The following is a 21,822-nucleotide window of genomic DNA, read 5'->3' as shown; positions in this document are numbered from 1 at the left end:
TTAGTTTGGAGACATCATGAGCATCCACCAGATCAGTAAATCAAGCGTCATCATTGCCGGCGCGGGCATTGGTGGCTTGGCGATGGCGCTGTCGTTGCTTCGTCGCGGCTTCGATTGCGACGTGTTCGAGCAAGCGCCCGAGCTACGCGAGGTGGGAGCTGGTCTCTGGGTCTCCATGAACGGAGTGCGTGTTCTCAGGGATCTCGGCCTCACCGAGCAGGTAGAGCAGAACTGCATTGCCGCAGAGCGACGCTCGATCCGACTCTGGAATACCGGAGACCGGTGGCCCCTCTACGATCGCAGCTCCGACGCGGCGCGCAACCAACCTTATTTGCTGCTACGCGCTCACTTGCTGAAGATCCTTGTTGACGGCGTGCGCGAGCTGAAGCCGGGCGCCATCCACTTGAACGCTCGCGTTGTCGGGTTCAGTCAGGACGACGAAAGGGTTCAGGCCAAGCTCGCCGACGGCTCCGAAGTCGAAGGTCGCGCGCTTATCGGCGCCGACGGTGCTCACTCAAAGGTCCGCCTTGGCCTCATCGGCAACATCGAGAGCCAGTACACGAAGGCTATCGCGTGGCGAGGCCTTGTGCCGGTCGACCGCCTTGCGCCGCATCAGCGCGAACCCGAGGTGGCAACATGGATTGGGCCCACCGCGCATGTCACGGCCTACCCGGTCCGCTGGCAGAACACGGTGATGATGACCTTTTCGGGCCAGGTCGACCATGACGATTGGCTTCTCGAATCTTGGTCGGAGAGCGGTTCGGTCGAGGAATGCCTAAAGGACTTTGAGGGTTGGCATCCGGACATCGTCGACTTGGTCAAGAACGTCGATACCCTGAACAAATGGGGCCTATTCGTGCGGCCGTCGCTGGCTACCTGGTCGAAGGGGCGCGTTACCCTGCTTGGCGACGCCTGCCATTCAATGCTGCCGTACCTCGGGCAGGGCGTGAACATGGCGCTGGAGGATGCATCAGTCCTCGCCCGTTGCCTCGATGAGAATCCCAACGACGTCGCGGCGGTATTCGAGGCATATCAATATCTACGGCTCGATCGCACCAACAAGGTCGTGAAGTCGGCGGCCGGCATGCTGCCGATCTTCCATAACAAAGCATTGTGCAAGCCGGAGACGGCAGGTGATTACATCAAGACGCAGTGGTCATCGGAAGCAACATCCGCACGCTACGACTGGATCTACCGGTACGACGCGACGACCATTCCTCTTCACTCCGCCGACGAACATAACTGGAGCGAGCAATGACTGCCGTAAAGCAGCCGTGGGATGATGTGCTGCCGCTCGAAGAGCGCGAGACGTATGTGCTCGCAGGGCTAGGTGGCGCGGCTGGATTTGGCAAACGACCTGCGCTTCTGGTCATCGATGTGCAGTACCGCTCGGTCGGCGACAGGCCGATGCCGATCCGCGAGGCAATCAAGCAATATCCCACCAGCTGCGGCGAAGCAGGTTGGCATGCCATCGCACATATCGCTGAATTGGTGCGGCTGTTTCGCGAGAGAAAATGGCCGGTGATTTTCCCGCATGTCGCGCGGAAGGTGGGCCAGGACCGAGGCGCGTTCTCCGCGAAGATCCCCGGTATCATGCGGATCCCGCCCGAGGGCTATGAGTTCGTCCGTGAAGTGGCCCCGGAGCCCGGCGAGTTACTGCTGCCGAAGACGCAGGCAAGCGCATTCTTCGGCACTCCGCTTGCGACGTATCTGATCGGGGCCGCCATCGACTCGCTTGTGGTAACCGGCTGCACGACCAGCGGCTGCGTGCGGGCCTCGGTCGTGGATGCGTGCGCGTTGAACTTCAAATCAATCGTGCCGAGCGATGCGGTCTATGACCGCTCGCCCACGTCGCACGCCGTCAACCTGTTCGATATCGCCAGCAAGTACGCAGACGTGGTGCCGACGGACGTCGCAATCGAGCGCCTTCGTTCACTGTCGGACTTCCGTGCAGAGGATCAGCTGACGTGAGCCGCGCCCCAGCATCCGGGCTTCTATACGGGACACACGTGCGCGCCAACGGCGTCCGTCAGCACTATCTGCGTTTCGGCGGAACTGGACCTGCTATCGTGATTGTGCCGGGCATATCGACGACTGCGGCGCAATGGGCTTTCATCGCGGAGCGATTGTGCATCGGACACGACGTATATGTGCTCGATGTCCGCGGCCGCGGCCTGTCCGAAAGTGGCCCGCATCTCAATTACTCTCTTGACGCGTGCGCATCCGATCTCGTCTCGTTCGCTGAAGCGCTCGGACTGGGTCCGTACATACTGATGGGCCACTCAATGGGTGGCCGCATCGGAATACGTGCTGCGCGCTGGCGGCCATCATCTGTTGAACAGCTGATATTGATCGATCCACCGGTCTCTGGTCCGGGACGCCGGGCCTACCCGATTCCGCTCGAACCTCTCCTCAAACTACTTCATAGCGCAAAGCTTGGCGAGATCGACGCAGCTCTGCGCAGCCCTTCCGCGCCTCGGTGGCCTGAGCAGCACATCCGCGCCAGGGCGGAGTGGATGCATACTTGCGACGAGCGCGCGCTCATCGAAGGTCACAGGGGCTTTCATCACGATGACATTCATAGCGACCTCGCCCACCTCAGCGTTCCGACCGCATTAATCGTTGCGGGGCGGGGAGGGGTTATTCGGCCCGAAGATGAAACAGAAATTCGCAGATTGCTGCCGTCACTTGTGATCAGGACGCTGGAGAGCGCGGGGCACCAAATGCAGATCGACGATACCGAAGGCTTTCTTTCGATCGTCGAAGAGCTTCTAGCGCGACCGCGCGATCGGTTCGGCGACGGCGTTTCTATGTTCGGCAAACAGGAGATCAATAAAGATGTCCCGACAAATCGTTGATGTTGAAATGCTCGAGCTGTTCAAGGCCGAGTTGACACTCTGCAAGGTAAAGAAGGGCGAAGTCGTTGCGGTCCTGAGCGGCGGCGAGGATCAGCAGGAATACGCCCAAGCCTTCATGTTGGCCGCGCAGGGCCTGGGCGCAACGACCTTTCATCTCAACGTGCCCAAATACGGCCAAGGTAAGGTCGCGGGCTTGCAGGGCCGGCATGCGCTCGCGGGCAACCAGCCGGCGATCGATACACTCAAGCGCGTGGATATGGTGATCGATCTTCTGGGGTTGCTGTTCTCCCGTGAGCAACTCGAAATTCAGGAGGCAGGCACGCGCATCCTGCGTGTGATGGAGCCGTTCCACATCCTCAAGAAGATGTTCCCGACCGAAGATTTGCGCCGGCGAACAGAGCTCTCGCGAGCCCTGCTGCAGTCGGCCAGCAAAATGCGGATCACGTCACCGGGCGGAACGGACGTCATCTATGGCCTGAAGCAATACCCGGTCATTTCCGAATACGGATACACGGATGAGCCCGGGCGCTGGGATCACTTCCCGTCAGGTTTTGCCTTTACCCAGGCGACCGACAGCGAGGTCAACGGCACCGTGGTGCTGATGCCCGGTGACATCCTCTGCGCGTTTAAACGTTACATCCAATCGCCGGTCACGCTGACCATCAAGGATGGCTACATCGTCGACCTCAAGGGCGAAGGCACCGATGCATTGCTCATCAAGAATTATATCGACAGCTTCGGCGATACGCGCGGCTGGGCGGTCTCGCATATCGGCTGGGGGGCGAACGAGCGTGCCACTTGGCATCACATCGCCGCTTCCCAGGAACTCTCGTCGGAGCACATCATGAATGCGCTCTCCTTCTACGGGAACGTGCTGTTCTCGACGGGTCCGAACACGGAGCTCGGCGGTACGAATGACACGCCGTGTCATTTGGATATTCCGCTTCGCGGATGCAGCCTGTGGCTCGACGATATCCACATCCTCGACAAGGGCGATTTTGCTTATCCGGAGTTGAAGGCACCGGGCCGGTAGGCCCTGCGTGTCACGCGCGCAAGTCCGGAGTCGCGAATGCGGTCCGAATGATACCGGGTCGCGTTTGTGACCCCAATAAATGCCGAAGTCGCCGTTCGACCCTCAAAGACGCAGCAAGCGTCTCGGCACGTCTATCAATCTCAATCCTCCAACAGGAACGCGTCACATGTCGGCAGCCACCTCGAGTTCGGAAGACTACACCCCGGGGCAACGGTATTCGATCATGGTATCGGCAATGCTGGGCTACATACTCGATTTCTATGACGTTCTGATATTCCCGTTCCTCTTGCCTGCGATCCAGCGATCGATGTCGCTATCGCTCACCGAGGTCGGCTCGCTGCAAGCGCTTACATTGTTCGGATCGGCCATCGGTGGAGCGCTATTCGGCGTTATCGGGGATCGATTTGGCCGAAAGACCTCACTTCAGCTCACAATCGCACTGTTTTCCGTCGCCGCGATCGTTTCGGCGTTCGCATGGAATTACTGGTCTCTTGCCGCGCTGCGCCTGATCACCGGCATCGGTCTCGGCGGCGAGTACGGCGTCGGCATGGTGCTCTTCAACGAGGCCTGGAAAAAAGGCAGCCGAGGTTTGGGGGCGGCCGCGCTCCAAGGTTGCGCCGTGATCGCGTCGTCCACGGCTTCAATCGTTGGCATCTGGCTGATTGCAACGTTCAGTGACGAGTGGAGCTGGCGCATCGGCTTGCTGAGTGGCGGCGTGCCCATTCTGCTGATCATCTTTATTCGCTTCTTCATGCCTGAATCCAAGATCTGGCTAGAGTATGAGGCGCAACGCAAGGCCAGCCGGGCCACGGCAGAAGCTCGCACACTTCCGCTCGCTGATCTCTTCCGGAACGGGCTGGCACGGCAAACCGTCATCGGCTTCGTATGGTTGATGAGCTATATGCTCTGCTACTACAGCGTCGTGTCTTTTATTCCGACGCTGCTGCTGCGTGATATGCATACGCCGGGTGATGTCGTCCGTACGACGGCCGTCCTGCTCTCCGTAGTCAGCGGCATTTGCTACCTCGCGAACGGTTTTTTCAACGACAGAGCTGGCCGCCGCTTCGGAGCTCTCGTGCCCGCGCTGTTTTGGGTCGGGTCTCTGGTTGGTATGGCCGTCTGGGGCAGTCAGCTCTACGCCGGATCGAAGGCCGAATGGCCGATGTTCTGGCTCTACATCGGTTTCGGCATTGGCAACGTGGCGCTGGGTGTGACCGGCGTCTGGATTTCCGAACTCTATCCGGTCAACCTGCGTGCGACGGCGGTGTCTACATTCTATATGGGAGGTCGAGGGCTTGGCAGCATAGCCCCCGTGATTGTACCGCTCGCGGCCGGGCATCTAGGCGGAAGCCTGCTGAACGGCATGGTCGCCGTGGCCCTTCCCGCTGCGACTATCTTCATTCTCTCCTCACTTCTGCTTCCCGAGACCCTGGGTCGTGATTTATCCGCAAGGGGTTTTAAGGTCGACACGGAGACGGAAGGCAACTTGAAGGCAGCTTCGGTCTCGGGTGTCTGACGGGCGAACGAGCAGATGACGGCGGGTGCATTATGCGCATGCGGCATGAAAAGATATGCCATCGGGGACCTTACAAAAATGGACCTGGCGCGCTTGATGCGGGGCCACAGGTTGCATCGTATGCTCTGGGACGACGCAGGCGAACGCTCCTGTTGGTCACAGGGCACTTTTGGCGATCGCGAACAGGGCCAGCGAAGAGCGCAGTCACGGCCCGGCCGGGTGGGCCACCCGGGACGGTCTGTTCGGGCGGTGAGGCGTTCAGATCTGTTCCCCGAGGCAGCGCGCCGGTGTCAGCCGGCGCGCTCTTCGCTTTTGCTGGGGAACGAAAGTAGGGTTTGAGCGGTAGGCTTGTCGAGGGCTGGTAACCGGAGCGCCCAAATGAACGAGATACCCAGCCAAACTGCCGAGCCGCCCATCATCACCGTCGGCGAATTGAAGGCCGAGTTGAGCCGACTGCCGGATCACGCCGCGGTCACGTTTCGATGTCCGCTTCAGGAGCAGGAGTTTAGATTTTATCGCCTTCAAAGTCCGTCGCCGCATGTTGTTGAAATGGAGCTCAACCAGTATCCAGAAACGCCACCAGTCGTGCCAACGTGATCGGAGCCAGATATGTCCAGACTTTCTGCTCTATCCGCTAGACACAGGACCCTCCATGTCCGTTCTGCGGCCAGCTCATGGTGCTCGCGTCTGGAGAGAGGCGGGCCCAACCTTCTGACCTTCTGACGTGGTCGATGTGGCCGGTCGGAAAAGTTCATTTGTGAGGAATGAACGCAGCCGAGTCTCTCGCGATCAAGCCCAGCGACAACGACTTCATAGGCTGTTACTTACAGAACTTGCCGGCAGGCTGCGCAATGACAGCCGTCAGATCGCCGGATAGAGCGCAGTACCTCGCTGGGTGCCGGGCTTCTGTCCCGCGTTTTGCGACTAGGACCACGGCGGCTCTTCGTTCGCCCCGGCTGTCTCGTGGTGGATCGTGACGCCTGCCGAGCGCAACCCGGTCAGCAACACAGTTCTTACAGAGGCAGGCTCGAATCCAATATCCTTCGCGTTGGGTGGATGTGCCTCGCTGTCCTTCAGTCGGAGCGCCAAGTGCAATTGCTCGCAAAGGTGCTGAACGACAAGATTGACCTGATCGTCAGTCATGAACTGCCTACCATTTTGCTACCCAGCTAAGTTAGCACACATGAAAATAGGGCGGTACGCGATTGGACCGCCCCAAGGATCAACCCCACGCGATTGCGCACGGAAGGGTTCCGCCGGGGCAGGCGGAAGCGACTACCGGGCGACTAGGACGGCGCTTGGCACAGATTTCTCCTGCCAGCGCTCAAGATTCTCCGTGGTGTGTTCAGGGAGGACGTGTCGGATATCCCGGCGACTGCATGTACCAGACGCGCGCACAGTGCCTCGCGTCAGCATCTGGAAGGAACGTGACTTGCGGCATCAATCCCCGTGCGGCGTTCGGTCAGAGGCGGCGGGGATACCGCGATCGATTGATGCTCCGGTATCCACGAGGCTCGACACGCTGATCAACCAGGGCAATCGACAGGCAGTGAGCGAAATCGATCGAGCGGGATGCTCGATCACACTTCGCTCTACGATCTCAGGCTGACTACTTGCTGTCGGGGACCCAGGTCGTGCTTGCCTTGTCGTACTTGAATCCGGGCGCCGACTTCAAGCCGTCCTTCGTCTCATTAAGGGTGAGCCACCACTTGTTGTCCTTCTTGGTGGTCTTTACCGCGGTAAAAGGAACGATGACGTCCTTCTCGCCCGCTCCGAGAAACCCGCCGACGCCGATCACGAGGCCATTAACCTTCCCGGATTTGTCAACGAGCACATCGTCAACGTCGCCGATCTTGCTTTCCTTCGGATCGTAGACCGACTGCTTATAGTAGTTCGTCACGGTCCAGCTCTCGGCCGGCGCTGTCGACATGGTCTCGGCGGCATGCGCCGCAGTGATCACCGCCGCGGCGGCGATAGATCCGATAATTAGGGTCTTCATGGGTGTCCTCCTCTGTGTGACGCACGTGTAACCTAGCCTATCCAGAGAAGTTCCTGCATGGTCGGTTCAGAGCGCCCAGCGGTGCGGTGCTGAAGGCCGCGCTTAGGCAGCAAAATGTCTCGCCAATCTGTCTTCGAGCAAAACGAGATCGGCCTGAGCTGTTCAAAGCAGCCTGCCATATTGGCTCGACGGTCTGGTCTCAAAGCGCCAGGAGCGACGGTACCGACGACAGGCCCACGACTGGGGCAAGTTGATGAACCGGCAGAGCGTTCAGCCGCTTGGCGGACCCTACCGGCGGCAACACGGGAGGAATAAACACGTGGGGAGCTGGGGCTTTTGGCGCTTGGAGGCGTAACCCGAACCTCGATAGCTTCATGTGAGCGGCACTCGTCGCGTGTTGACTGACGTTTGTCGGCTCAAGGGCCACGATGACGATGACTATCACCAAAACGCCTGTTTCAACATCCGCTCACAACATAGGTTAGTTCACCGGCGTTTTGGCGGCTTCGCTTTCTGAACAGCGCTTCGGCAGGCAGGTTAGAGCTCGGGCAGGACACCAAGCCGAGTGGGAATATGAAACGAAGACGAGTGAAACAGCTGTACCCCACGTGAGGTGCGACTGGCCGACGAAGCCAGAGAGCTGCGCGAACAGGGCGAAGCAACTTCCCCCAGGTCCCTAGAGAGAATATCTGCTCGGTAGGGCTCGTTTCGACGAAACCGCCGCTAACATGACAGAGTGGCTGACGTCGCCTGGGTTACCGTCGCCAAAGTAGGTCGGCGGCACCGCAACGGGCCCACCGCACGCGAGTTGGCAGGAGTGGCAATCGACGAGGGCACAGGACGACCCGGAATGGCAGCGCGGCGGATCAAGCAGCCCCAAGCGGAAGCTTATCAAAAGGCCTGAGGTATCCAGAAGGTGCGTCGCGACCGAAACCAGCCTTAAAGTTCGGCGCTCCTTATTCGGATAGGATCGAAAGTGAGCTCTGCGCGTTAATGGTCAAGCCCAAAATGGAGGTCAACAATGATCAGTGACCGAGAACGGCGGGCCCCCACGGCAGCGGAACGCGAAGCCCGCAAAATATTCAGGCAGGCCGAAGCGAAGGAAACTTTGAGCGATTACGCCAAAGCGCAGAAAGCGCTCCACGATAATCGAGAGCGCCTAAAGGCAGAACGGCTGGCGCGGGAGACTGAAACGGCCAACCGCACAAAAGCATGTTAAGCGTCCCTCTGGATAAGCGCAGAGGGACTTCTCGGTGGAGGGCGAAATGGCCCTGCACTTCCGCCGCGCGACAGCCGATATCGAGATCTGGAGCGCGAGCGCTCAAAGCTATTCGTTCGTGATCAGCAACGAGAGCCGCATTGGTCTTGGTCTCCATGGGCCACCCGGCGTTGTTGCCTCATGGAGTTCCCTTGATTTGCGCAGGCCCGCCATGAGGGTGGGCGGCAGGCCCGCCATGAGGGTGGGCGGATCGCCGTTCAAGACATTCGCTGAGGCGGAGAAGGCCTACGAAGCCTTGCTGAAACACCTAATTCAGCAAGGGTGACACTCGTCCGGTCTTTCTTCACCATAAAAACGGACTTCGACCAAGACCTGGCCTTCCTGCCCGTCTGGACTGCGTTGGGCATTTCAATGAACCGCTCAGTATGGGCAATCGCTGCCTTATCCTGCATTGCCGGCGCGCCTCGGTCGTCATGGCAGATTTTTTCGGCAGGTCAAAGCGCAGCCGTCGGGTGGTGTGCCGGACAACCAAGAAGTCCGCCATGAACCCGCTGTCGCTATGGTGGCCAGGGGAGAGCGATAAACCGGACCGCGCTTCCTAATCAGCCGGGGAACTGCGGCTGGATCAGCGATGCGATCATCAAGGCGGCGATGAGAAGTGACGGCCCGCAGCCGACCGCAGCAGCTAACCAAATCTCCGCATCGCGAAAGTAGTCGTCCTCCATGGCAATTCTCCAATGTTCAAATTATCAACGGAAGAATTTGGCCCGCGTTCCCAACATTGGCGGGATTGATGAGTCCGCATCGGGTGCTCGATGAACTCATGAGGGGCGCGAGTTACTCGGGTTGAGTCCCTGGAGAAGAGTGAACTGGGAATGGCGTTGGCGCTCTCCTTTGCAATTCAATGAAGCAAAGCGAGGAGGCCGCTGACGCAGGACGGCGGCCTCTTGGACCCGATCTCAAATGAACGTAATAAGATCGCCGCCGCACGCCCGCTCATCAGCTCCCCCGCAAGCGCTAAATTTCCTGTGTCACGCGACGGACATATCGCAGGTGAATCCGGGCGCAGGGGCCAAGTGGTAATATTGCCACTGTTCCTGGCATCGTGGCGCAGAATTAAGGATCGCGCTTGTCTCTTATCCGGATCCGGTGTGCGATCAGGTTGACCAATCTCGACCGACGCGGGACTGGCCATGTGGCCTCAGCAATCGCCCCCAGGGCCTCCAAGGGTTGCTGGGGCCACCTCGATTTGGATTCACCAGACCGACCCTGGATTTACGTAACTGACTTCATAGTCCTGGCTGGCCCACCAGCGACGCGCCCAATAAACTCATTTCACTCCAGCTCGGTACCGGCTCTAAGCGCCCTGTCATCAGCTACGCTTGAGACGAGCAATGCGTGTGTAGTCGCCCCAAAGCTCGATAATGTCATGCGCGTTCAGATAACGTTCGGCTCGCTGCTATGCCTCCTCGTCATCGATGCAAAGAAGCTCGTAGGTCGCGCGCGCGACGCCAGCGGTATCGACGGCGAAAGCCACGTAAGATTTGAGTTCGTGCATCGTCTTGTCCCATCCCCGGCGCGTGTCGTGCCCTGGATCGCTCGGGGGCTGAGCTGGGGCTAACGTGGCTTCGGAGGCTGTAGCGGCCATCCTCCTCCCATGACGTTACGCCTCTTTGCCGAGTGTCACCCATCAGGCTTCGCAGTTGCTGCGGCGCGCTACCACCTTTGCGCCAGGACTTGGCCTTCGCCCTATATCCACTGGCTAATTCGGAATGGCAATTGCCGCGCGGGCATTTGTCGATTTACGATTTACCCAATCGTGCGGGTTGGCAGACCAACCCCACATCCCGACCATGCATATCGCGCGATGAGGGATCGGCGCTCCAGCCCACGGAGCGACGGACCCGCCCAATCTCGGGGAGCGGCCGCCAGGCCATCTTTAGATGGTGTCCATCAAGCGAAAGCCGATCGAGATTCCGCCGGAAGTCGCGCGCCAGTTCACGGCCGACATGAAGGCCTATCACGCCGAGCAGGATGACATCCGACGCGACCGAATAGCGGTCGGCACCAGGCATGTGTTGTTGTTGCACAGGCGGGCCGGCACCAAGCTGCGGTTGAGCGAGGTCAAAGAATTGTTCGAGGAAAACGACCCGGAAGGCGTGGCGCGTTCGCATACGAGCTCCTGGAGTGAAATACGCGAAAACGGTAGACGCATCTAATGACCAAGGACGTTCTGCTATCATTGCAATTGCCGCACTGGCTGATGCTCGCGGGAGCATCGTTAGTGATCATTGGCTGCATTGGACTTGCGATTCGCAGGAAGAATTCGACGGAATCTGCAATCGATCCGGAGCAAAGCCCGGAGCCTCATTCGAAGATGCCTCCGCTGCCGACCCTCCTTAAATCTCGCCCGAAGACCACAGGTAAGCCGCGTGATCAATAGGGCGGTGCCTAGCACTCGAGCTGTATCTTCTGCAACTATGCCGAATGGGTCTGGTAGAAGCTACTTGAGACCAGCCCTGGAGCGGTCCGCGTGCCTGCAATGGTCGTCGGGAACTTTCGATCTGCTAAATGTATATCGTTTCGGGGAGCTCCCGTGGCAGCGTGAACCGCGATGTATAGAGAAGGCATTTTAGATCAATTGAGGGAAATCGAACGTCAGGTAGTTGAAGGAGAGCGTCAGTTGGCCGAATGCGAGGCGCATCTCGTTGAACTGAAGCGACAAAGTCAGGACACAACCGCCGCCAAAGCCCGGTTTGAGATGTTGTGCGACAACCAGCGCCAGCGTGAGCAAGAGCGGCAACATCTCCTGTTCCTTCTTCAGCCCTAATGCGGACCTGTCGATCGAGGTGATCAGGTGCTTCACAGGCCCGCAATCGAATGACGCGACTTAGGCCCACTCGAGGTAGCAGACGCGTCTGCAGTTAAGGCCGCTCTCAGGCTGTCGTGCCTTCACCACGGCTTTGTCAACGTTGTTGATCGCTGAGAGCAACCCGTTTGGTATGCAGGCAACGCCGAATCCGGAAGGAGCCCGAGCGCAGATTGGTTGCAGAAGATCGCGGATTTTTCGGCGCATGGTGAATGAAACGAACGTGGAAGGCGGGCGAACCCGGCCCCGCATCGACGTCGTTGTGATCGGGACAGGCGAAACGAACTGAGGAGAGAAATATGAAAGCAATCGAAATGACTGCGGCTGTTGTGCTGAGTGCGATGGTGACGTTTGCGGGGCCAGCGTCGGCAAGGTTGGGAATGGCGCCATCATCGCCCGCAGGACGAAGCGTAATCCAAGTCCGCGGTGGCGGCCACGGCCACGGGCACCATGGCTGGCATAGCGGACGCGGTCATCATTACGGCTGGTTCAGGGGCCGCGGCAACCCGCATCGCTATCGTTGACGGACCGTGACCGAGGCGCCGCGCCGCGTGCGCCTCGGTCACGGGCTTTTGGAAAAAAGCGAAGAAGCATGGATCAGAAGAAACCGCTTAACCAGGCACTTTCCGATATTCGAGCGACCGGCGCGCAAAATCCACCCGCAGCCACTTCGTCAGCGAACTTCGAGCATCTGAGCGACCAGAGCGTACTACGACTGTACGAAAGCATACGCCATCAGGTCGAGGCCGATAGGGCGATGGTTGGCAGGTATCGCCTGGTCGGAGAGGCGGCCAAGACGAGAGCGCAGCTGCTGCAGACGAATTACTGCAGCGTGGACTGCAATTCAAGGAAATTCAATGGTAGCACCGACCCGAGAAGTCCGCCCGCTCTTCACGATCCGTGAAGGTTGATTTCTACGGCGATCCGAACGAGATCCGAGTGATTTCTGACGCCGAGTTTGGTTTGAGCTTGGACGTCGAATTGGCCGCCGTCTTGTAGGAAATGCCAAGTTCTGATGCGACTTTCGCGATCCGGCGACCTCGCTCGAAAAGATGCAGAATCTTGAGCTCTCGGGCGCTCATCGAGGCCACCGGGACCGAAATCAGGAAAGCAACGGTCTGCTCCCAAAAGAAGAGATGAAGCGCTCTCCCGCGGCCGCATGGCATCCGCCAACAGCTGAGGGTGCTCGCTTTTGAGACACATCCTAGCATGCCCGCCTCGACGGCGCCGGCCACGAAAGGGAGGCGTAGTTCGTGCCTAGGATGACAAGCCTGGCAGCAGAATCCTTCTTGAATATCCGCTGCGCCAGTTCGAGTCCGGATCGATCGGGAAGACCAGTGTCGATCACGGTCACCTCGGGATGCTTCCTGCAAAACGCAAGATTGCCCGTGTTTGCGTCGGACGTCTCCGAGATTTGGATGGAAGCGTCCGCAGCAAACAGGGATCGGCAGCCCCATATGACCACTCGATGATCATCGACGATCAATACTCGCACGATCGTATCGTCCTACGCGGCAAGAAGGGGCTTCGGAGGGAGAACGTCGAACTCGATTGGAGTTTCCTGGCAACGGCAGCCAATCTTTGAGCGGTCCAGGACGCATTCTTCTTCGAGAGGCGTCCCCTCAACTGGAGCGATCGCAGCTTCTGAGCCGCGCGTCATCCTTAAGCTTCGGCGACGAGGGCGACTGCCACCACCGAACCTGGCTTCTACGCAATCTCTTCTCGCCCACTAGTTTTTCGGGAAAAAGTGGAAACCTTGGCCGTGGCAAGCGTTGCCGTCGACCAGTGTTTGACGGAGCCGGAACATGGTCGACGACATCCCGCTGAGAAAAGCCGTGGATACGGTTTGGTCGCTTTATCGAGCGAGCCATCGCGACATCGATGCCGCTGATAGCCGTCGTTGTTTGTTGGAACGTCATCTGAAAGGGAGGTGGGAAGCGGGCGTGAACGAGGTCGACGAACTCACCGGGTTCGGCCTTGCGTACCTCGACCGTCTCCCAGAGAACGAATGTTGAGGCTCATGGAGACTTTCGCTAGGCGAATTGTTGAGGGCACCGCCCGACCAGAGTGGACGCTCCTGGCAATTTCCGAACTCGCATCGATTGCCATCGTGCTGCTGCTCCGATCGTTGTTTCTGTTTTAGGGGCATTCATGCGCATAGCTCAGCTGGCCCCCCTTGCCGAGAGCGTTCCTCCCAAGCTCTACGGAGGCACCGAGCGGGTCGCGGCCTGGTTGGTGGACGAACTGGTCGAGCTCGGACACGACGTTACGCTCTTTGCGAGCGGCGATTCCAGGACGAGAGGCCAGCTCCATCCGGTATGGCCGCGCGCTCTCCGCCTGGGGCGTCAGGGCGTCGATCCCAACGCGGCTTGCGCGGTGCTGCTGGAAGCCATCGCCAAGCATGCGAGAGATTTCGACGTGATCCACGCGCATATCGATTGGCTTCCGCTTCCGCTGCTTAGCCGTCTCGGTGTCCCCTTTCTGACAACGATGCATGGGCGGCTGGACCTTCCGGGCCTGGTCGACGTTGTAAAGCGGTTTCCGGAGGCCGGTTTCGTCTCGATATCGGACAATCAACGCGTGCCGCTCCCAGAAGCGAACTGGATTGCCACCATTAGGCATGGCCTACCGTCCAACCTGTTCAAGCCGTCTTTCAACCCTGGATCCTATCTCGCCTTCCTCGGCCGCCTCACCAAGGAGAAAGGCCCTGAGGATGCGATCCGGATCGCGCGGGCGGCCGGGCGCCCGCTGCGGATTGCCGCCAAGATCCCACGTGGCGAGACCGGATACTTCAAAAAGAGCCTCGAACCGCACATCGACGGCCGCGCGGTCCAACTTGTGGGAGAAGTGAACGACGCCAAAAAGCAGCCGTTCCTCGCCGACGCCGCGGCCCTCCTGTTTCCGATCGATTGGCCAGAGCCTTTCGGTCTCGTCATGATCGAGGCGATGGCCTGCGGAACTCCCGTGATCGCCTACCGATCCGGATCTGTGCCCGAAGTCGTCGAGGACGGCGTGACGGGTTTCATCGTCGAAAACGAGGACCAGGCGGTAAAGGCGGTTGGTGAGCTTGGCCGCCTGGACCGGCGCACGGTGCGCGCCCGCTTCGAAGCGCGGTTCTCGGCCGGCCGAATGGCGCGGGATTATGAACGCGCATACCGCTCTTTGATCGCCGCATCGAGCGCCAAGGAAGCCGGCTTTCGCGCAGATCCGCAGCCATCGGCGACTTGAAAGGAGACCGCCATGTGGTTCAAAAAAGCAAGGCAGGTCGTACTGTTGCTGGTGGCCTTCGCCAATCCGGCGTGGAGTGCCGAGATAGGGGCCGCCGCCATCGATGCTGCCGAACCGACGAACAAGACCTTATCGAACACAAGGCCGACGCCGGCGGGGGTCCGCCTGCAGGTGCTGCTCGACCGGGCCAAATTTTCGCCTGGCGAAATCGACGGAAGGTTCGGCGAAAACGCCAAGAAGGCGCTGAGGGCCTTCGCGGAAGCGCGCCAGCTGCCAAGCTCGAACATTCCGACTGTTGACCTCTGGAACGCACTCCGCGCCGACGATCGGCGGGTCACGGCAAATTACACCATCACGCAGCCGGATATCGCCGAGCCGTTTTTGAACAAACTCCCATCAAAGATGGAAGAAATGAAGGACCTGCCCAATCTTGGCTTCGCCAGCCCGCGAGAAGCATTGGCCGAGAAATTCCACATGAGCGAAGAACTGCTGTCGGCGCTTAATCCTGGACACCGCTTCGACCGCGTCGGAGAGACCATTGTCGTGGTAGATGTCGGCGCTGAAGGTGCCGAAACGTCCTCGAAAGCGGACAGGGTCGAAGTCGACAAAAGCCGTCAGACGGTGAAGCTATTCGACAGGTCGAATGCGCTGATCGGCTTCTATCCGGCAACGGTCGGAAGCGAAGAGAAGCCCTCGCCGACCGGGACCTTGAAGGTCACCGAGATCGATAAGAACCCGACCTACCGGTACAATCCGGACTATCATTTCAAAGGCGTCCGCTCCCGAAAACCTTTCACCATCAAGCCACGTCCAAACAATCCGGTGGGCACAATGTGGATCAACCTTTCCGCCGAAGGATACGGGATCCACGGCACACCGACGCCGGGCAAGGTCTCGAAGGCGGCATCCCATGGATGCGTCCGCTTGACGAACTGGGATGCGGAGCGGGTCGCTGCACGCGTGGCGAAAGGTACAGTGGTCGCTTTCATAGAGAGTTCCGATCGAAAACAGAGACCTTGAGCTATGCCGGGGACATGGGAGCCTTCCTCACATTAAGAGGCAACTGCCACAATTTCCCGAATGGAACATCTCGACTTTCAGAACGTTCGCCCCGGTCGTTTTTCGACCGGACGACAGCATAAGCCCGATGGCCGCGGTGGAGAGCAACAGATTCGCGACAGAACCGATGTAACCAGCCAAAATACTCTTCCTGTGCCGCATGGATACTTTTCTGTCCCGGGATGCCCCGGAGAGCCTTCCAACTGGTCCGCTCGAAAGCGACACGCCGGTCGGGGGCGTTTTCTGCAATGTTGCCGAGCGCGTCGGATGCGAGCTCGGCCGAAAGGAACGAGCATTCCAGATCTTCTGCAATTTGCGGCTTCTTCGGTCGGCTCGCCAGAAGTCCGTTCAGATACTTAAACATTACAGTGTTCGCGACGTTCTCCACAGTTGAGGCAGTAACAACGTGCTAATACAGACCAGATCGACATGCGGGTACTGATCGTCGACGACCATCCCGTTGTCGTGATCGGCTGCCGAGCCTTGTTCAAGTCGGACCCCTCCGTTGAGATCCTGGAGGCTTCCGATGCAAAGGACGGCCATCGTACGTACTTGCAGAAGCATCCCGATGTCACCGTGGTTGACGCGAGGCTTCCAGACGTTACCGGCTTCGAGTTGGCCCGGCGAATCCGCAGGGATGATCCGGCCGCCAAAATAGTCATGCTCAGCGTGAGCGAAGATCCGGCGTTTGTGGTGCGCGCTATTGAGATGGGCATTCAAGGATATGTTTCAAAAAGTGATGATCCCCGGCTTTTGGCCAAGGCCATTCGGAAGGTTGCAGCCGGTGAGCGCTTCGTCTCACCGCGTCTGGCGGAGACGACGACCTTCGCAGGAGCGGCGGTCAAGGCCAGTCCCTTGACACAGATGAGCCCACGCGAACTCGAGATCCTGAGGCTTTTGGGTCGCGGCGACCGCATCTCAGAAGTCGCGTCCGAACTCGGCATTTCATATAAAACCGTTGCCAACACGACCTCCGTGCTGAAGTCGAAGCTCGGCGCCAAGAATCACTCCGATCTCGTCAGGATTGCAGTCGAGATCGATTTGCACCGCTGACGGGTTGGGCCCATTTTTTCGGCCAGCAGCGCAATAGGCATTCTACGAAACTCGCTTCCATCCCTGATCGCAAATGTGGGCTTACAGAGATCGCCTCAAGTTGCATCTCCGCGGAGCGGTAACCTCTGACGGACGGCTAAGAGGCAATCCATCTGGAGCCGTCACTAACTGAATGACCTCATCGTCAAACCGTCCGTAAGAATCCATCACAATTAGGAACGCAATCTGTCGAGCGGACTTAATTTGCTTGTCATGCTTTGTGCGAGGCCGAGCGAAAGAAGCCCATGCGTCGCGTTCGACTTGTGATAGCAGATCGGCGTCCTATTGTTCTCCAGGGTTTTGCGTCGCTTCTGGGAGCCCAGCCCGATTTCGAAGTAGTTGCATGCTGTCTTGATGGAGCAAGTTGTCTTGCGGCCATACGCAGTGTGACCCCAGATGTGGTGTTGCTGGAGGACGGATTCACCGATGTAACCGCCTCCGACATCCTTGCCATCGCGGACGTCGAAGGTCTCTCCTCCCGACTGGTGTTTTTCACTGCTGCCGTCGCCTGCGGCGATCTTGCCAGTGCGCTTGCGACCGGTGTTTGCAGCGCGATTCCGATGAACGTCAAACCAGAGGCGCTGGTGCAGTCCCTAAGGCTAGAAAAGACGGGGTCAGACCTGGCGAGGGTTGGTAACGAAGCTAATGGAATCGAATCGTTCGGCGATAACGTTCAGGCGGTTTTGACCGTCAACGAGCGGACGATCATGGATCTCGTCGCCGAAGGTTTGTCGGACAGTGAAATTGCTCGGGTCCTGGGTGTCTCTCTAGAGATCGTCAGGATTCACATCGACCACGCGCGACAGAAGCTCGGAATTAACAACCGGACGGAGCTCGCCGCGCTGGCGCTGTCGCGCCGTTATGGCGCGATGAGTATCTTGGCAGCTGCGCTCCTGGCAGCGTTGGACGATTCGCCCGGTCATGCCGCAACCGAAAGTTTCACGGTCATGTCCGAAGACGGCCGCGCGGAGATCGTAACCTTTAAAATCGGCCGCAAGCAAGCAGTATCAGGTGGCACCCCAAACAGAAGCGCGAGCAAGGACCGCGCCGGCGCCGCAACTGGGACCTCATCGCCGACTGGCAAGCTCGTCGACCCCGTGGCCGAGATTGCTGCGAGCGTATTTGCACAAGCAGCACTCAACGCGCCGAGGCCGAGTTCGAGCAGCTACAGCAACTTCATGGTTGCGGCTTTCGCCGCCTTGATCTACGAGCTCGATGGTGCCAACCATGCCGTGCAGGCGTTCGATTTCGGCGATCGCATCGTAAATTCATCTACCGAAAGCGTCGTCAACGGACCGGCATCCGTGCTTCCTTGCTTCGCAAATTTTGGCAGTATGGCGGTGTACGGTGAGGCGTTTGCATTCGAGTTCGCCCAAGGCGATATAACCGCCACAGACCACAGCGAGCTTTATGTCGGCAACGCCCATGTGGAAGATGGCGGCAGTGGCCGAGAAAACGCTATTCATCTAGGTTCCGGGGCTATTGATTTTATTGCGGTAGCGGCGCACGAAGCCGCGGAACGTGACGCCACGCAGACAGGCCGGGAAATCGTGTTAGATCAGGGTCGCTCGCAATCCGATTTGCGCGCTCCCGACAACAACTCGGAAGCCGCGAAGCTTGAGGCCCCGGGAGACGATTTAAATCACGGTCAATCGCAGAAAGCCCTGCATGAGGCCGACCACACCTCCGGCGCTGTCAAGGGGCACGCCAAGAACGAGGCCGCTGGAGAAAGTTTAAATCACGGTCATTCGCAGAAAGCCGTGCATGAGTCCGACCATACCTCCGGAGCCGCCAAGGGGCACGCCAAGAATGAGGCCGCTGCAGACAGTTTGAATCACGATCAATCGCAGAAAGCCGCGCATGAATCCGGCCACACATCCGCAGCCGCCAAGGGGCACGCTAAGAATGAGATCCCGGTAGATTCCAATCACGGACCGGCGCACGGCGATTTTCAGAATTTCGAAGATCGCTCCGCGGCCGGCAAGCAACACGGACAGCATCCACAGGCAGGTGATTTCAATAGTGGCAAACCGCAACACGATATGCCAATGACGCCCGAAAATTCTGCCAACGACGCACATTCGGGATTAAAGAACGAGGGCGGGCCTTCTTCCGACAAGGCAGAGCGGGCCACATCAGCGATCGCCACTAAACTTGACAATTCCTTTCATTTTAAAATTGGCGCCGATAATACCCTCGGAAATGGAAAAGCTCATGGAGATGGTCAGCATGCTATTGCGCCCGAGGGGCCGCCAGATCGGGATGCTGACGGGATCGATATTTCAAGTACGCACCATGACCACTCCTGGCACGTCGATCTTCATGCGGCTCACGATCTGATTGTGTAGCAAATACTGAACGGCCGGGCCTGGTTCATGCTTTCTACGCTGCTGATATTGCAACGTGTTTGAGCGATCATCTCCACGATGCGCGGCAGGCGCACGGCTATCCCTGAAAGTCAGCGTCCAAGCCGCAGCAAATGCGTGCCTTCATCGTGCCGAACGGATGCTCGACAGTCTCGCGACGAAGGCGCATGGCAAGCGCGTTCTCATCGAGCCGATGTAGGGCGCGTACTTATAAACTCGAACTCATAAACTTGTCAGGTCCGCTTATCAACAGTCTGCTCGGACCAATCAGCTCACTCCAACCAACGCCTTACAGACCTCCCGGCTGGCCTCTTGGAATAACTTGACGGCACCTCCGGCCCGCCGTCCCTTCAAGGTGATTGAGGCTATCGGGGCGGAGGTATCGCCAAGATCGACGTTCAGCGCGCGCAGCCATGCGCTACTCGATCGCATTCTGAGTATCTGCATGGGCAATAGGGTTATAAACCGGCTGCTCGCCAACAGATTCAACCGCATGTAGATTGAAATCGTGGTGACGGTCGTTGGCGGAAGCGGCAGGTTATGTCGCCGAAATAGCTCGACGCCGGTACGCCCCAAAAAGGAATCGGGCGGCGAGAGCGTCCATTGCTCTTGCATAAGGTCTGCGAGCTTCAACTTCTTCGTCGATCGCAGCAGCGGATGCCGTCGCTCCGCCATCACCGCAAGGGAGGATTTAAACAGCACCTCCGCGGACAAATCATCGGCGACCGGCAACGGCGCCCAGCGCGTTATGGCCAGATCAAGCATTCTCTGGCGCAGAGCATGCTCCAGCGCATCCCGATCACCTATCATGATATGATACCTGATACCTGGATATCGGCGGACGAGATGTCCGATGATTTCTGTAACGATGGCTGTAACCGGCTCGGTTGTACCGATCGCAACGAGCCCTTGCGCCGGATCTGACCTTTGCACAATGTCGGTAACACCTAGCTTTATTTCGTCGAAAACGACCCGCGTCCGATCGACAAGAAGGCGTCCGCACTCAGTGAGTTCAACTCCGCGCGAAGTGCGATCCAGCAGCGCAGCCCCGACGGCGTGCTCCATGTCGGTGATGGCCTTGGAGATCGCAGGCTGCGACAATCCAAGACGGTGAGACGCTTTGGCCATGCTGCCGACCTCTGCGACCGTCTGGAGCGTATGGAGATCCTTTAGCCGCAGCCGGCGGCCGATGCGGTCATGCCACTCCATCTGCATCACCCCACGTTATAGCCCGCTAGGACATTGCGATTTCTGGTTATAGCGATGTTGCCTCAGGATAGCGAGATGGAGGCCGGCCGGATCATTGCGTTGCTGTCCCAAGCACATGGAGAACGCCATGCAGCTCTACTCGCGTCGCGCCATGCTGGCCGGGCTTTCGGCTCTGGCTCTTCCGCTACCTGTTATTGCTGCCGACCGGCCGCTGAAGATCGTGTTTCCATTCGCGCCTGGCGGGTCGGGAGATTCGATCGCCCCGCTGTTTGCCGAGCAGCTTCATACCAGGCTCGGCAAGGTGGCGATTGTGGAGAACCTTGCTGGCGCTGGCGGGCGCATCGGCGCTCAGACGGTCAAGAATGCCGCACCGGGAGAGGAGGTAGTGCTGTTTGCTTCCGCTTCGCAATTCACACTTCAGCCGCATCTCTTCAGGAGCCTGGGATATGATGCAGAGCGCGACTTTGTGCCACTTTCGCAGGTGATGATGGTCGATCTGGCTCTGGCGGTCAGCGCGAAGCTGCCCATCCATTCAGTGCACGAACTCATCGACTGGATGAAGGCCAATCCCGAACAAGCGGTGTACGGCTCGCCGGGAGCAGGTACCGCACCTCGTTTCATCTGCGGCGAGTTTGGCCGGATCACAGGCCTGAACCTACGCCACACGGCCTACAAGGGTACTCCCGCTGCCCTCCCGGATGTGCTGGCCGGCAGGGTCCCGATGTATATGGCGTTTCTTTCCGAACTCCTGGAGCAACATGGGAGCGGTGGCATACGCATCATCGCCACCGCAGCCGCTGCGCGATCTTCCTTCCTGCCCCAGACCGCGACTCTCAAGGAGAGCGGGATCGATATCGACGCGGCCGGGTGGTTCGCATTCTATGCGCCTGCCCATTCCTCGCGTCAGTTCGTTGAGCACCTGGGAAAGGAGATCATTGCAATCGGGAGCGATTCTGAAATGCGCGCAAAGATTCATGCCATGGGCTGTGAGCCGACAGGAACGACTTCGGACGAACTTAAACATATCCAGCGCGCCGACTTAGAGCGCTGGGGGCCGATCGTGAGGGCATCAGGATTCCCGATCGAAGACTAGGGCGGCACATGACCACCAATCCCCCCGAACATTTGTTGGACCTTGTTCAATCGCACCGTGTGACGGCTGTGATCTATGTCGCTGCCAGGCTGGGCCTTGCCGAATTGCTGCGCGACGGACCGCGAACGGTCGAAGAACTCGCGGGTCGAACCCACGCGGACCGGGACGCCCTGGCCCGCTTGCTCGTCGCTCTCTCGACCATCGGCATTTGCTCTCGCGTCGGCGAAGGCCGCTACTTGCTAAACGAACTGGGGGCCGGGCTCGACGGTACTGCTGAACGA

Annotated in this window: 23 protein-coding genes; 17 read left to right on the top strand and 6 right to left on the bottom strand. The window is 59.0% G+C overall.

The features are described 5' to 3' along the window. Positions 1-16 precede the first annotated feature (16 nt). The 7 genes from BraRD5C2_RS19375 (at position 17) to BraRD5C2_RS19345 (ending at position 6,933) form a co-directional block, all read left to right on the top strand. A complete protein-coding gene (locus tag BraRD5C2_RS19375; protein WP_223970473.1) occupies positions 17-1,258 on the top strand; it encodes an FAD-dependent monooxygenase in 1,242 nt (413 codons plus the stop codon). After that, a complete protein-coding gene (locus BraRD5C2_RS19370; RefSeq protein WP_223970471.1) occupies positions 1,255-1,971 on the top strand; it encodes an isochorismatase family protein in 717 nt (238 codons plus the stop codon). The genes BraRD5C2_RS19375 and BraRD5C2_RS19370 overlap by 4 nt, the downstream gene beginning before the upstream one ends. Further along, a complete protein-coding gene (locus BraRD5C2_RS19365; protein ID WP_223970469.1) occupies positions 1,968-2,858 on the top strand; it encodes an alpha/beta fold hydrolase in 891 nt (296 codons plus the stop codon). Before BraRD5C2_RS19370 ends, BraRD5C2_RS19365 begins: the two co-directional genes overlap by 4 nt. Continuing rightward, positions 2,839-3,891: a M29 family metallopeptidase gene (locus tag BraRD5C2_RS19360; protein ID WP_223970467.1), complete on the top strand. Its 1,053-nt coding sequence runs from the start codon at positions 2,839-2,841 to the stop codon at positions 3,889-3,891. The genes BraRD5C2_RS19365 and BraRD5C2_RS19360 overlap by 20 nt, the downstream gene beginning before the upstream one ends. Before the next feature lie 166 nt (positions 3,892-4,057). Further along, a complete protein-coding gene (locus BraRD5C2_RS19355) occupies positions 4,058-5,407 on the top strand; it encodes an MFS transporter (RefSeq protein WP_223970465.1) in 1,350 nt (449 codons plus the stop codon). Positions 5,408-5,785: 378 nt separating this feature from the next. After that, positions 5,786-6,004, top strand: a complete 219-nt coding sequence (locus BraRD5C2_RS19350) for a hypothetical protein (RefSeq protein ID WP_223970463.1) — start codon at positions 5,786-5,788, stop codon at positions 6,002-6,004. Positions 6,005-6,612: 608 nt separating this feature from the next. Continuing rightward, a complete protein-coding gene (locus BraRD5C2_RS19345) occupies positions 6,613-6,933 on the top strand; it encodes a DUF3551 domain-containing protein (RefSeq protein ID WP_374708024.1) in 321 nt (106 codons plus the stop codon). An 83-nt stretch (positions 6,934-7,016) separates the two neighbouring features. Here the strand turns inward: BraRD5C2_RS19345 and BraRD5C2_RS19340 are convergent, their stop codons facing one another. Then, complete coding sequence (locus BraRD5C2_RS19340; RefSeq protein WP_223970459.1) at positions 7,017-7,406, bottom strand: PRC-barrel domain-containing protein; 390 nt, start codon at positions 7,404-7,406, stop codon at positions 7,017-7,019. A 1,265-nt stretch (positions 7,407-8,671) separates the two neighbouring features. On the opposite strand from BraRD5C2_RS19340, the gene BraRD5C2_RS19330 reads away from it, so the two are divergent. Further along, on the top strand, positions 8,672-8,950 hold the full coding sequence (locus tag BraRD5C2_RS19330) for a hypothetical protein (protein WP_223970455.1): 279 nt from the start codon (positions 8,672-8,674) through the stop codon (positions 8,948-8,950). 277 nt (positions 8,951-9,227) lie between these two features. On the opposite strand, the gene BraRD5C2_RS39420 is transcribed toward BraRD5C2_RS19330, so the two are convergent. Further along, entirely contained in the window at positions 9,228-9,350 is a 123-nt protein-coding gene (locus BraRD5C2_RS39420) for a hypothetical protein (protein WP_263009984.1), read from the bottom strand. A 1,218-nt stretch (positions 9,351-10,568) separates the two neighbouring features. On the opposite strand from BraRD5C2_RS39420, the gene BraRD5C2_RS19325 reads away from it, so the two are divergent. Together BraRD5C2_RS19325 and BraRD5C2_RS19320 are read left to right on the top strand one after the other, a co-directional pair. Beyond that, positions 10,569-10,844 carry a hypothetical protein gene (locus BraRD5C2_RS19325; RefSeq protein ID WP_223970453.1) on the top strand — a complete coding sequence of 92 codons (276 nt, stop codon included), beginning with the start codon at positions 10,569-10,571 and terminating at the stop codon, positions 10,842-10,844. Next, positions 10,844-11,068, top strand: coding sequence for a hypothetical protein (locus BraRD5C2_RS19320; RefSeq protein WP_223970452.1), 225 nt, complete (start codon positions 10,844-10,846; stop codon positions 11,066-11,068). The genes BraRD5C2_RS19325 and BraRD5C2_RS19320 overlap by 1 nt, the downstream gene beginning before the upstream one ends. A 189-nt stretch (positions 11,069-11,257) precedes the next feature. Here BraRD5C2_RS19320 and BraRD5C2_RS19315 read toward each other — a convergent pair whose 3' ends face one another. Both BraRD5C2_RS19315 and BraRD5C2_RS19310 read right to left on the bottom strand, forming a co-directional pair. Continuing rightward, the gene (locus tag BraRD5C2_RS19315) at positions 11,258-11,491 is read right to left on the bottom strand and encodes a hypothetical protein (RefSeq protein WP_223970451.1); all 234 of its coding nucleotides are present in this window, start codon (positions 11,489-11,491) and stop codon (positions 11,258-11,260) included. Between the two features lie 1,207 nt (positions 11,492-12,698). Continuing rightward, positions 12,699-12,959, bottom strand: coding sequence for a response regulator (locus BraRD5C2_RS19310; protein ID WP_249788352.1), 261 nt, complete (start codon positions 12,957-12,959; stop codon positions 12,699-12,701). Positions 12,960-13,299: 340 nt separating this feature from the next. Here BraRD5C2_RS19310 and BraRD5C2_RS19305 point away from each other — a divergent pair, with 340 nt between their 5' ends. The 3 genes from BraRD5C2_RS19305 to BraRD5C2_RS19295 all read left to right on the top strand — a co-directional run bounded on the left by BraRD5C2_RS19305 (position 13,300) and on the right by BraRD5C2_RS19295 (position 15,742). Then, positions 13,300-13,509 carry a hypothetical protein gene (locus tag BraRD5C2_RS19305; RefSeq protein WP_223970449.1) on the top strand — a complete coding sequence of 70 codons (210 nt, stop codon included), beginning with the start codon at positions 13,300-13,302 and terminating at the stop codon, positions 13,507-13,509. A gap of 136 nt (positions 13,510-13,645) precedes the next feature. Further along, entirely contained in the window at positions 13,646-14,722 is a 1,077-nt protein-coding gene (locus BraRD5C2_RS19300; protein WP_223970448.1) for a glycosyltransferase family 4 protein, read from the top strand. Positions 14,723-14,734: 12 nt separating this feature from the next. Beyond that, entirely contained in the window at positions 14,735-15,742 is a 1,008-nt protein-coding gene (locus tag BraRD5C2_RS19295; protein ID WP_223970447.1) for a L,D-transpeptidase family protein, read from the top strand. 1 nt (position 15,743) lies between these two features. Here the strand turns inward: BraRD5C2_RS19295 and BraRD5C2_RS19290 are convergent, their stop codons facing one another. Then, positions 15,744-16,145 carry a hypothetical protein gene (locus BraRD5C2_RS19290; protein WP_223970446.1) on the bottom strand — a complete coding sequence of 134 codons (402 nt, stop codon included), beginning with the start codon at positions 16,143-16,145 and terminating at the stop codon, positions 15,744-15,746. A gap of 65 nt (positions 16,146-16,210) precedes the next feature. On the opposite strand from BraRD5C2_RS19290, the gene BraRD5C2_RS19285 reads away from it, so the two are divergent. Together BraRD5C2_RS19285 and BraRD5C2_RS19280 are read left to right on the top strand one after the other, a co-directional pair. Further along, a complete protein-coding gene (locus BraRD5C2_RS19285) occupies positions 16,211-16,834 on the top strand; it encodes a response regulator transcription factor (RefSeq protein ID WP_223970444.1) in 624 nt (207 codons plus the stop codon). 284 nt (positions 16,835-17,118) lie between these two features. Then, on the top strand, positions 17,119-19,221 hold the full coding sequence (locus tag BraRD5C2_RS19280) for a response regulator transcription factor (protein WP_223970442.1): 2,103 nt from the start codon (positions 17,119-17,121) through the stop codon (positions 19,219-19,221). Between the two features lie 285 nt (positions 19,222-19,506). Here BraRD5C2_RS19280 and BraRD5C2_RS19275 read toward each other — a convergent pair whose 3' ends face one another. Beyond that, positions 19,507-20,448 carry a LysR family transcriptional regulator gene (locus BraRD5C2_RS19275; protein ID WP_223970440.1) on the bottom strand — a complete coding sequence of 314 codons (942 nt, stop codon included), beginning with the start codon at positions 20,446-20,448 and terminating at the stop codon, positions 19,507-19,509. A 127-nt stretch (positions 20,449-20,575) separates the two neighbouring features. Between BraRD5C2_RS19275 and BraRD5C2_RS19270 the strand changes: the two genes are divergently transcribed. Then, positions 20,576-21,541, top strand: coding sequence for a tripartite tricarboxylate transporter substrate-binding protein (locus BraRD5C2_RS19270; RefSeq protein WP_223970438.1), 966 nt, complete (start codon positions 20,576-20,578; stop codon positions 21,539-21,541). An 8-nt stretch (positions 21,542-21,549) separates the two neighbouring features. After that, positions 21,550-21,822: methyltransferase family protein (locus tag BraRD5C2_RS19265; protein WP_275945289.1), on the top strand; the 273-nt coding region annotated here is incomplete at its 3' end.

Origin of the sequence: Bradyrhizobium sp. RD5-C2, from assembly GCF_019972155.1 — a bacterium.
Lineage (GTDB): Bacteria > Pseudomonadota > Alphaproteobacteria > Rhizobiales > Xanthobacteraceae > Bradyrhizobium.
The sequence above is the reverse complement of the archived record's forward strand: the minus strand, read 5'-3'. Positions and strand labels throughout refer to the sequence as shown.

Excerpts from the sequence above, each read along its gene's own strand:
- BraRD5C2_RS19340 (WP_223970459.1), bottom strand. The coding sequence starts at position 7,406 with ATGAAGACCCTAATTATCGGATCTATCGCCGCCGCGGCGGTGATCACT.
- BraRD5C2_RS19350 (WP_223970463.1), top strand. The coding sequence starts at position 5,786 with ATGAACGAGATACCCAGCCAAACTGCCGAGCCGCCCATCATCACCGTC.
- BraRD5C2_RS19280 (WP_223970442.1), top strand. The coding sequence starts at position 17,119 with ATGCGTCGCGTTCGACTTGTGATAGCAGATCGGCGTCCTATTGTTCTC.
- BraRD5C2_RS19295 (WP_223970447.1), top strand. The coding sequence starts at position 14,735 with ATGTGGTTCAAAAAAGCAAGGCAGGTCGTACTGTTGCTGGTGGCCTTC.
- BraRD5C2_RS19375 (WP_223970473.1), top strand. The coding sequence starts at position 17 with ATGAGCATCCACCAGATCAGTAAATCAAGCGTCATCATTGCCGGCGCG.
- BraRD5C2_RS19275 (WP_223970440.1), bottom strand. The coding sequence starts at position 20,448 with ATGGAGTGGCATGACCGCATCGGCCGCCGGCTGCGGCTAAAGGATCTC.
- BraRD5C2_RS19290 (WP_223970446.1), bottom strand. The coding sequence starts at position 16,145 with ATGTTTAAGTATCTGAACGGACTTCTGGCGAGCCGACCGAAGAAGCCG.
- BraRD5C2_RS19325 (WP_223970453.1), top strand. The coding sequence starts at position 10,569 with ATGGTGTCCATCAAGCGAAAGCCGATCGAGATTCCGCCGGAAGTCGCG.
- BraRD5C2_RS19285 (WP_223970444.1), top strand. The coding sequence starts at position 16,211 with ATGCGGGTACTGATCGTCGACGACCATCCCGTTGTCGTGATCGGCTGC.
- BraRD5C2_RS19330 (WP_223970455.1), top strand. The coding sequence starts at position 8,672 with ATGGCCCTGCACTTCCGCCGCGCGACAGCCGATATCGAGATCTGGAGC.
- BraRD5C2_RS19355 (WP_223970465.1), top strand. The coding sequence starts at position 4,058 with ATGTCGGCAGCCACCTCGAGTTCGGAAGACTACACCCCGGGGCAACGG.
- BraRD5C2_RS19305 (WP_223970449.1), top strand. The coding sequence starts at position 13,300 with ATGGTCGACGACATCCCGCTGAGAAAAGCCGTGGATACGGTTTGGTCG.
- BraRD5C2_RS19270 (WP_223970438.1), top strand. The coding sequence starts at position 20,576 with ATGCAGCTCTACTCGCGTCGCGCCATGCTGGCCGGGCTTTCGGCTCTG.
- BraRD5C2_RS39420 (WP_263009984.1), bottom strand. The coding sequence starts at position 9,350 with ATGGAGGACGACTACTTTCGCGATGCGGAGATTTGGTTAGCTGCTGCG.
- BraRD5C2_RS19300 (WP_223970448.1), top strand. The coding sequence starts at position 13,646 with ATGCGCATAGCTCAGCTGGCCCCCCTTGCCGAGAGCGTTCCTCCCAAG.
- BraRD5C2_RS19360 (WP_223970467.1), top strand. The coding sequence starts at position 2,839 with ATGTCCCGACAAATCGTTGATGTTGAAATGCTCGAGCTGTTCAAGGCC.
- BraRD5C2_RS19320 (WP_223970452.1), top strand. The coding sequence starts at position 10,844 with ATGACCAAGGACGTTCTGCTATCATTGCAATTGCCGCACTGGCTGATG.
- BraRD5C2_RS19370 (WP_223970471.1), top strand. The coding sequence starts at position 1,255 with ATGACTGCCGTAAAGCAGCCGTGGGATGATGTGCTGCCGCTCGAAGAG.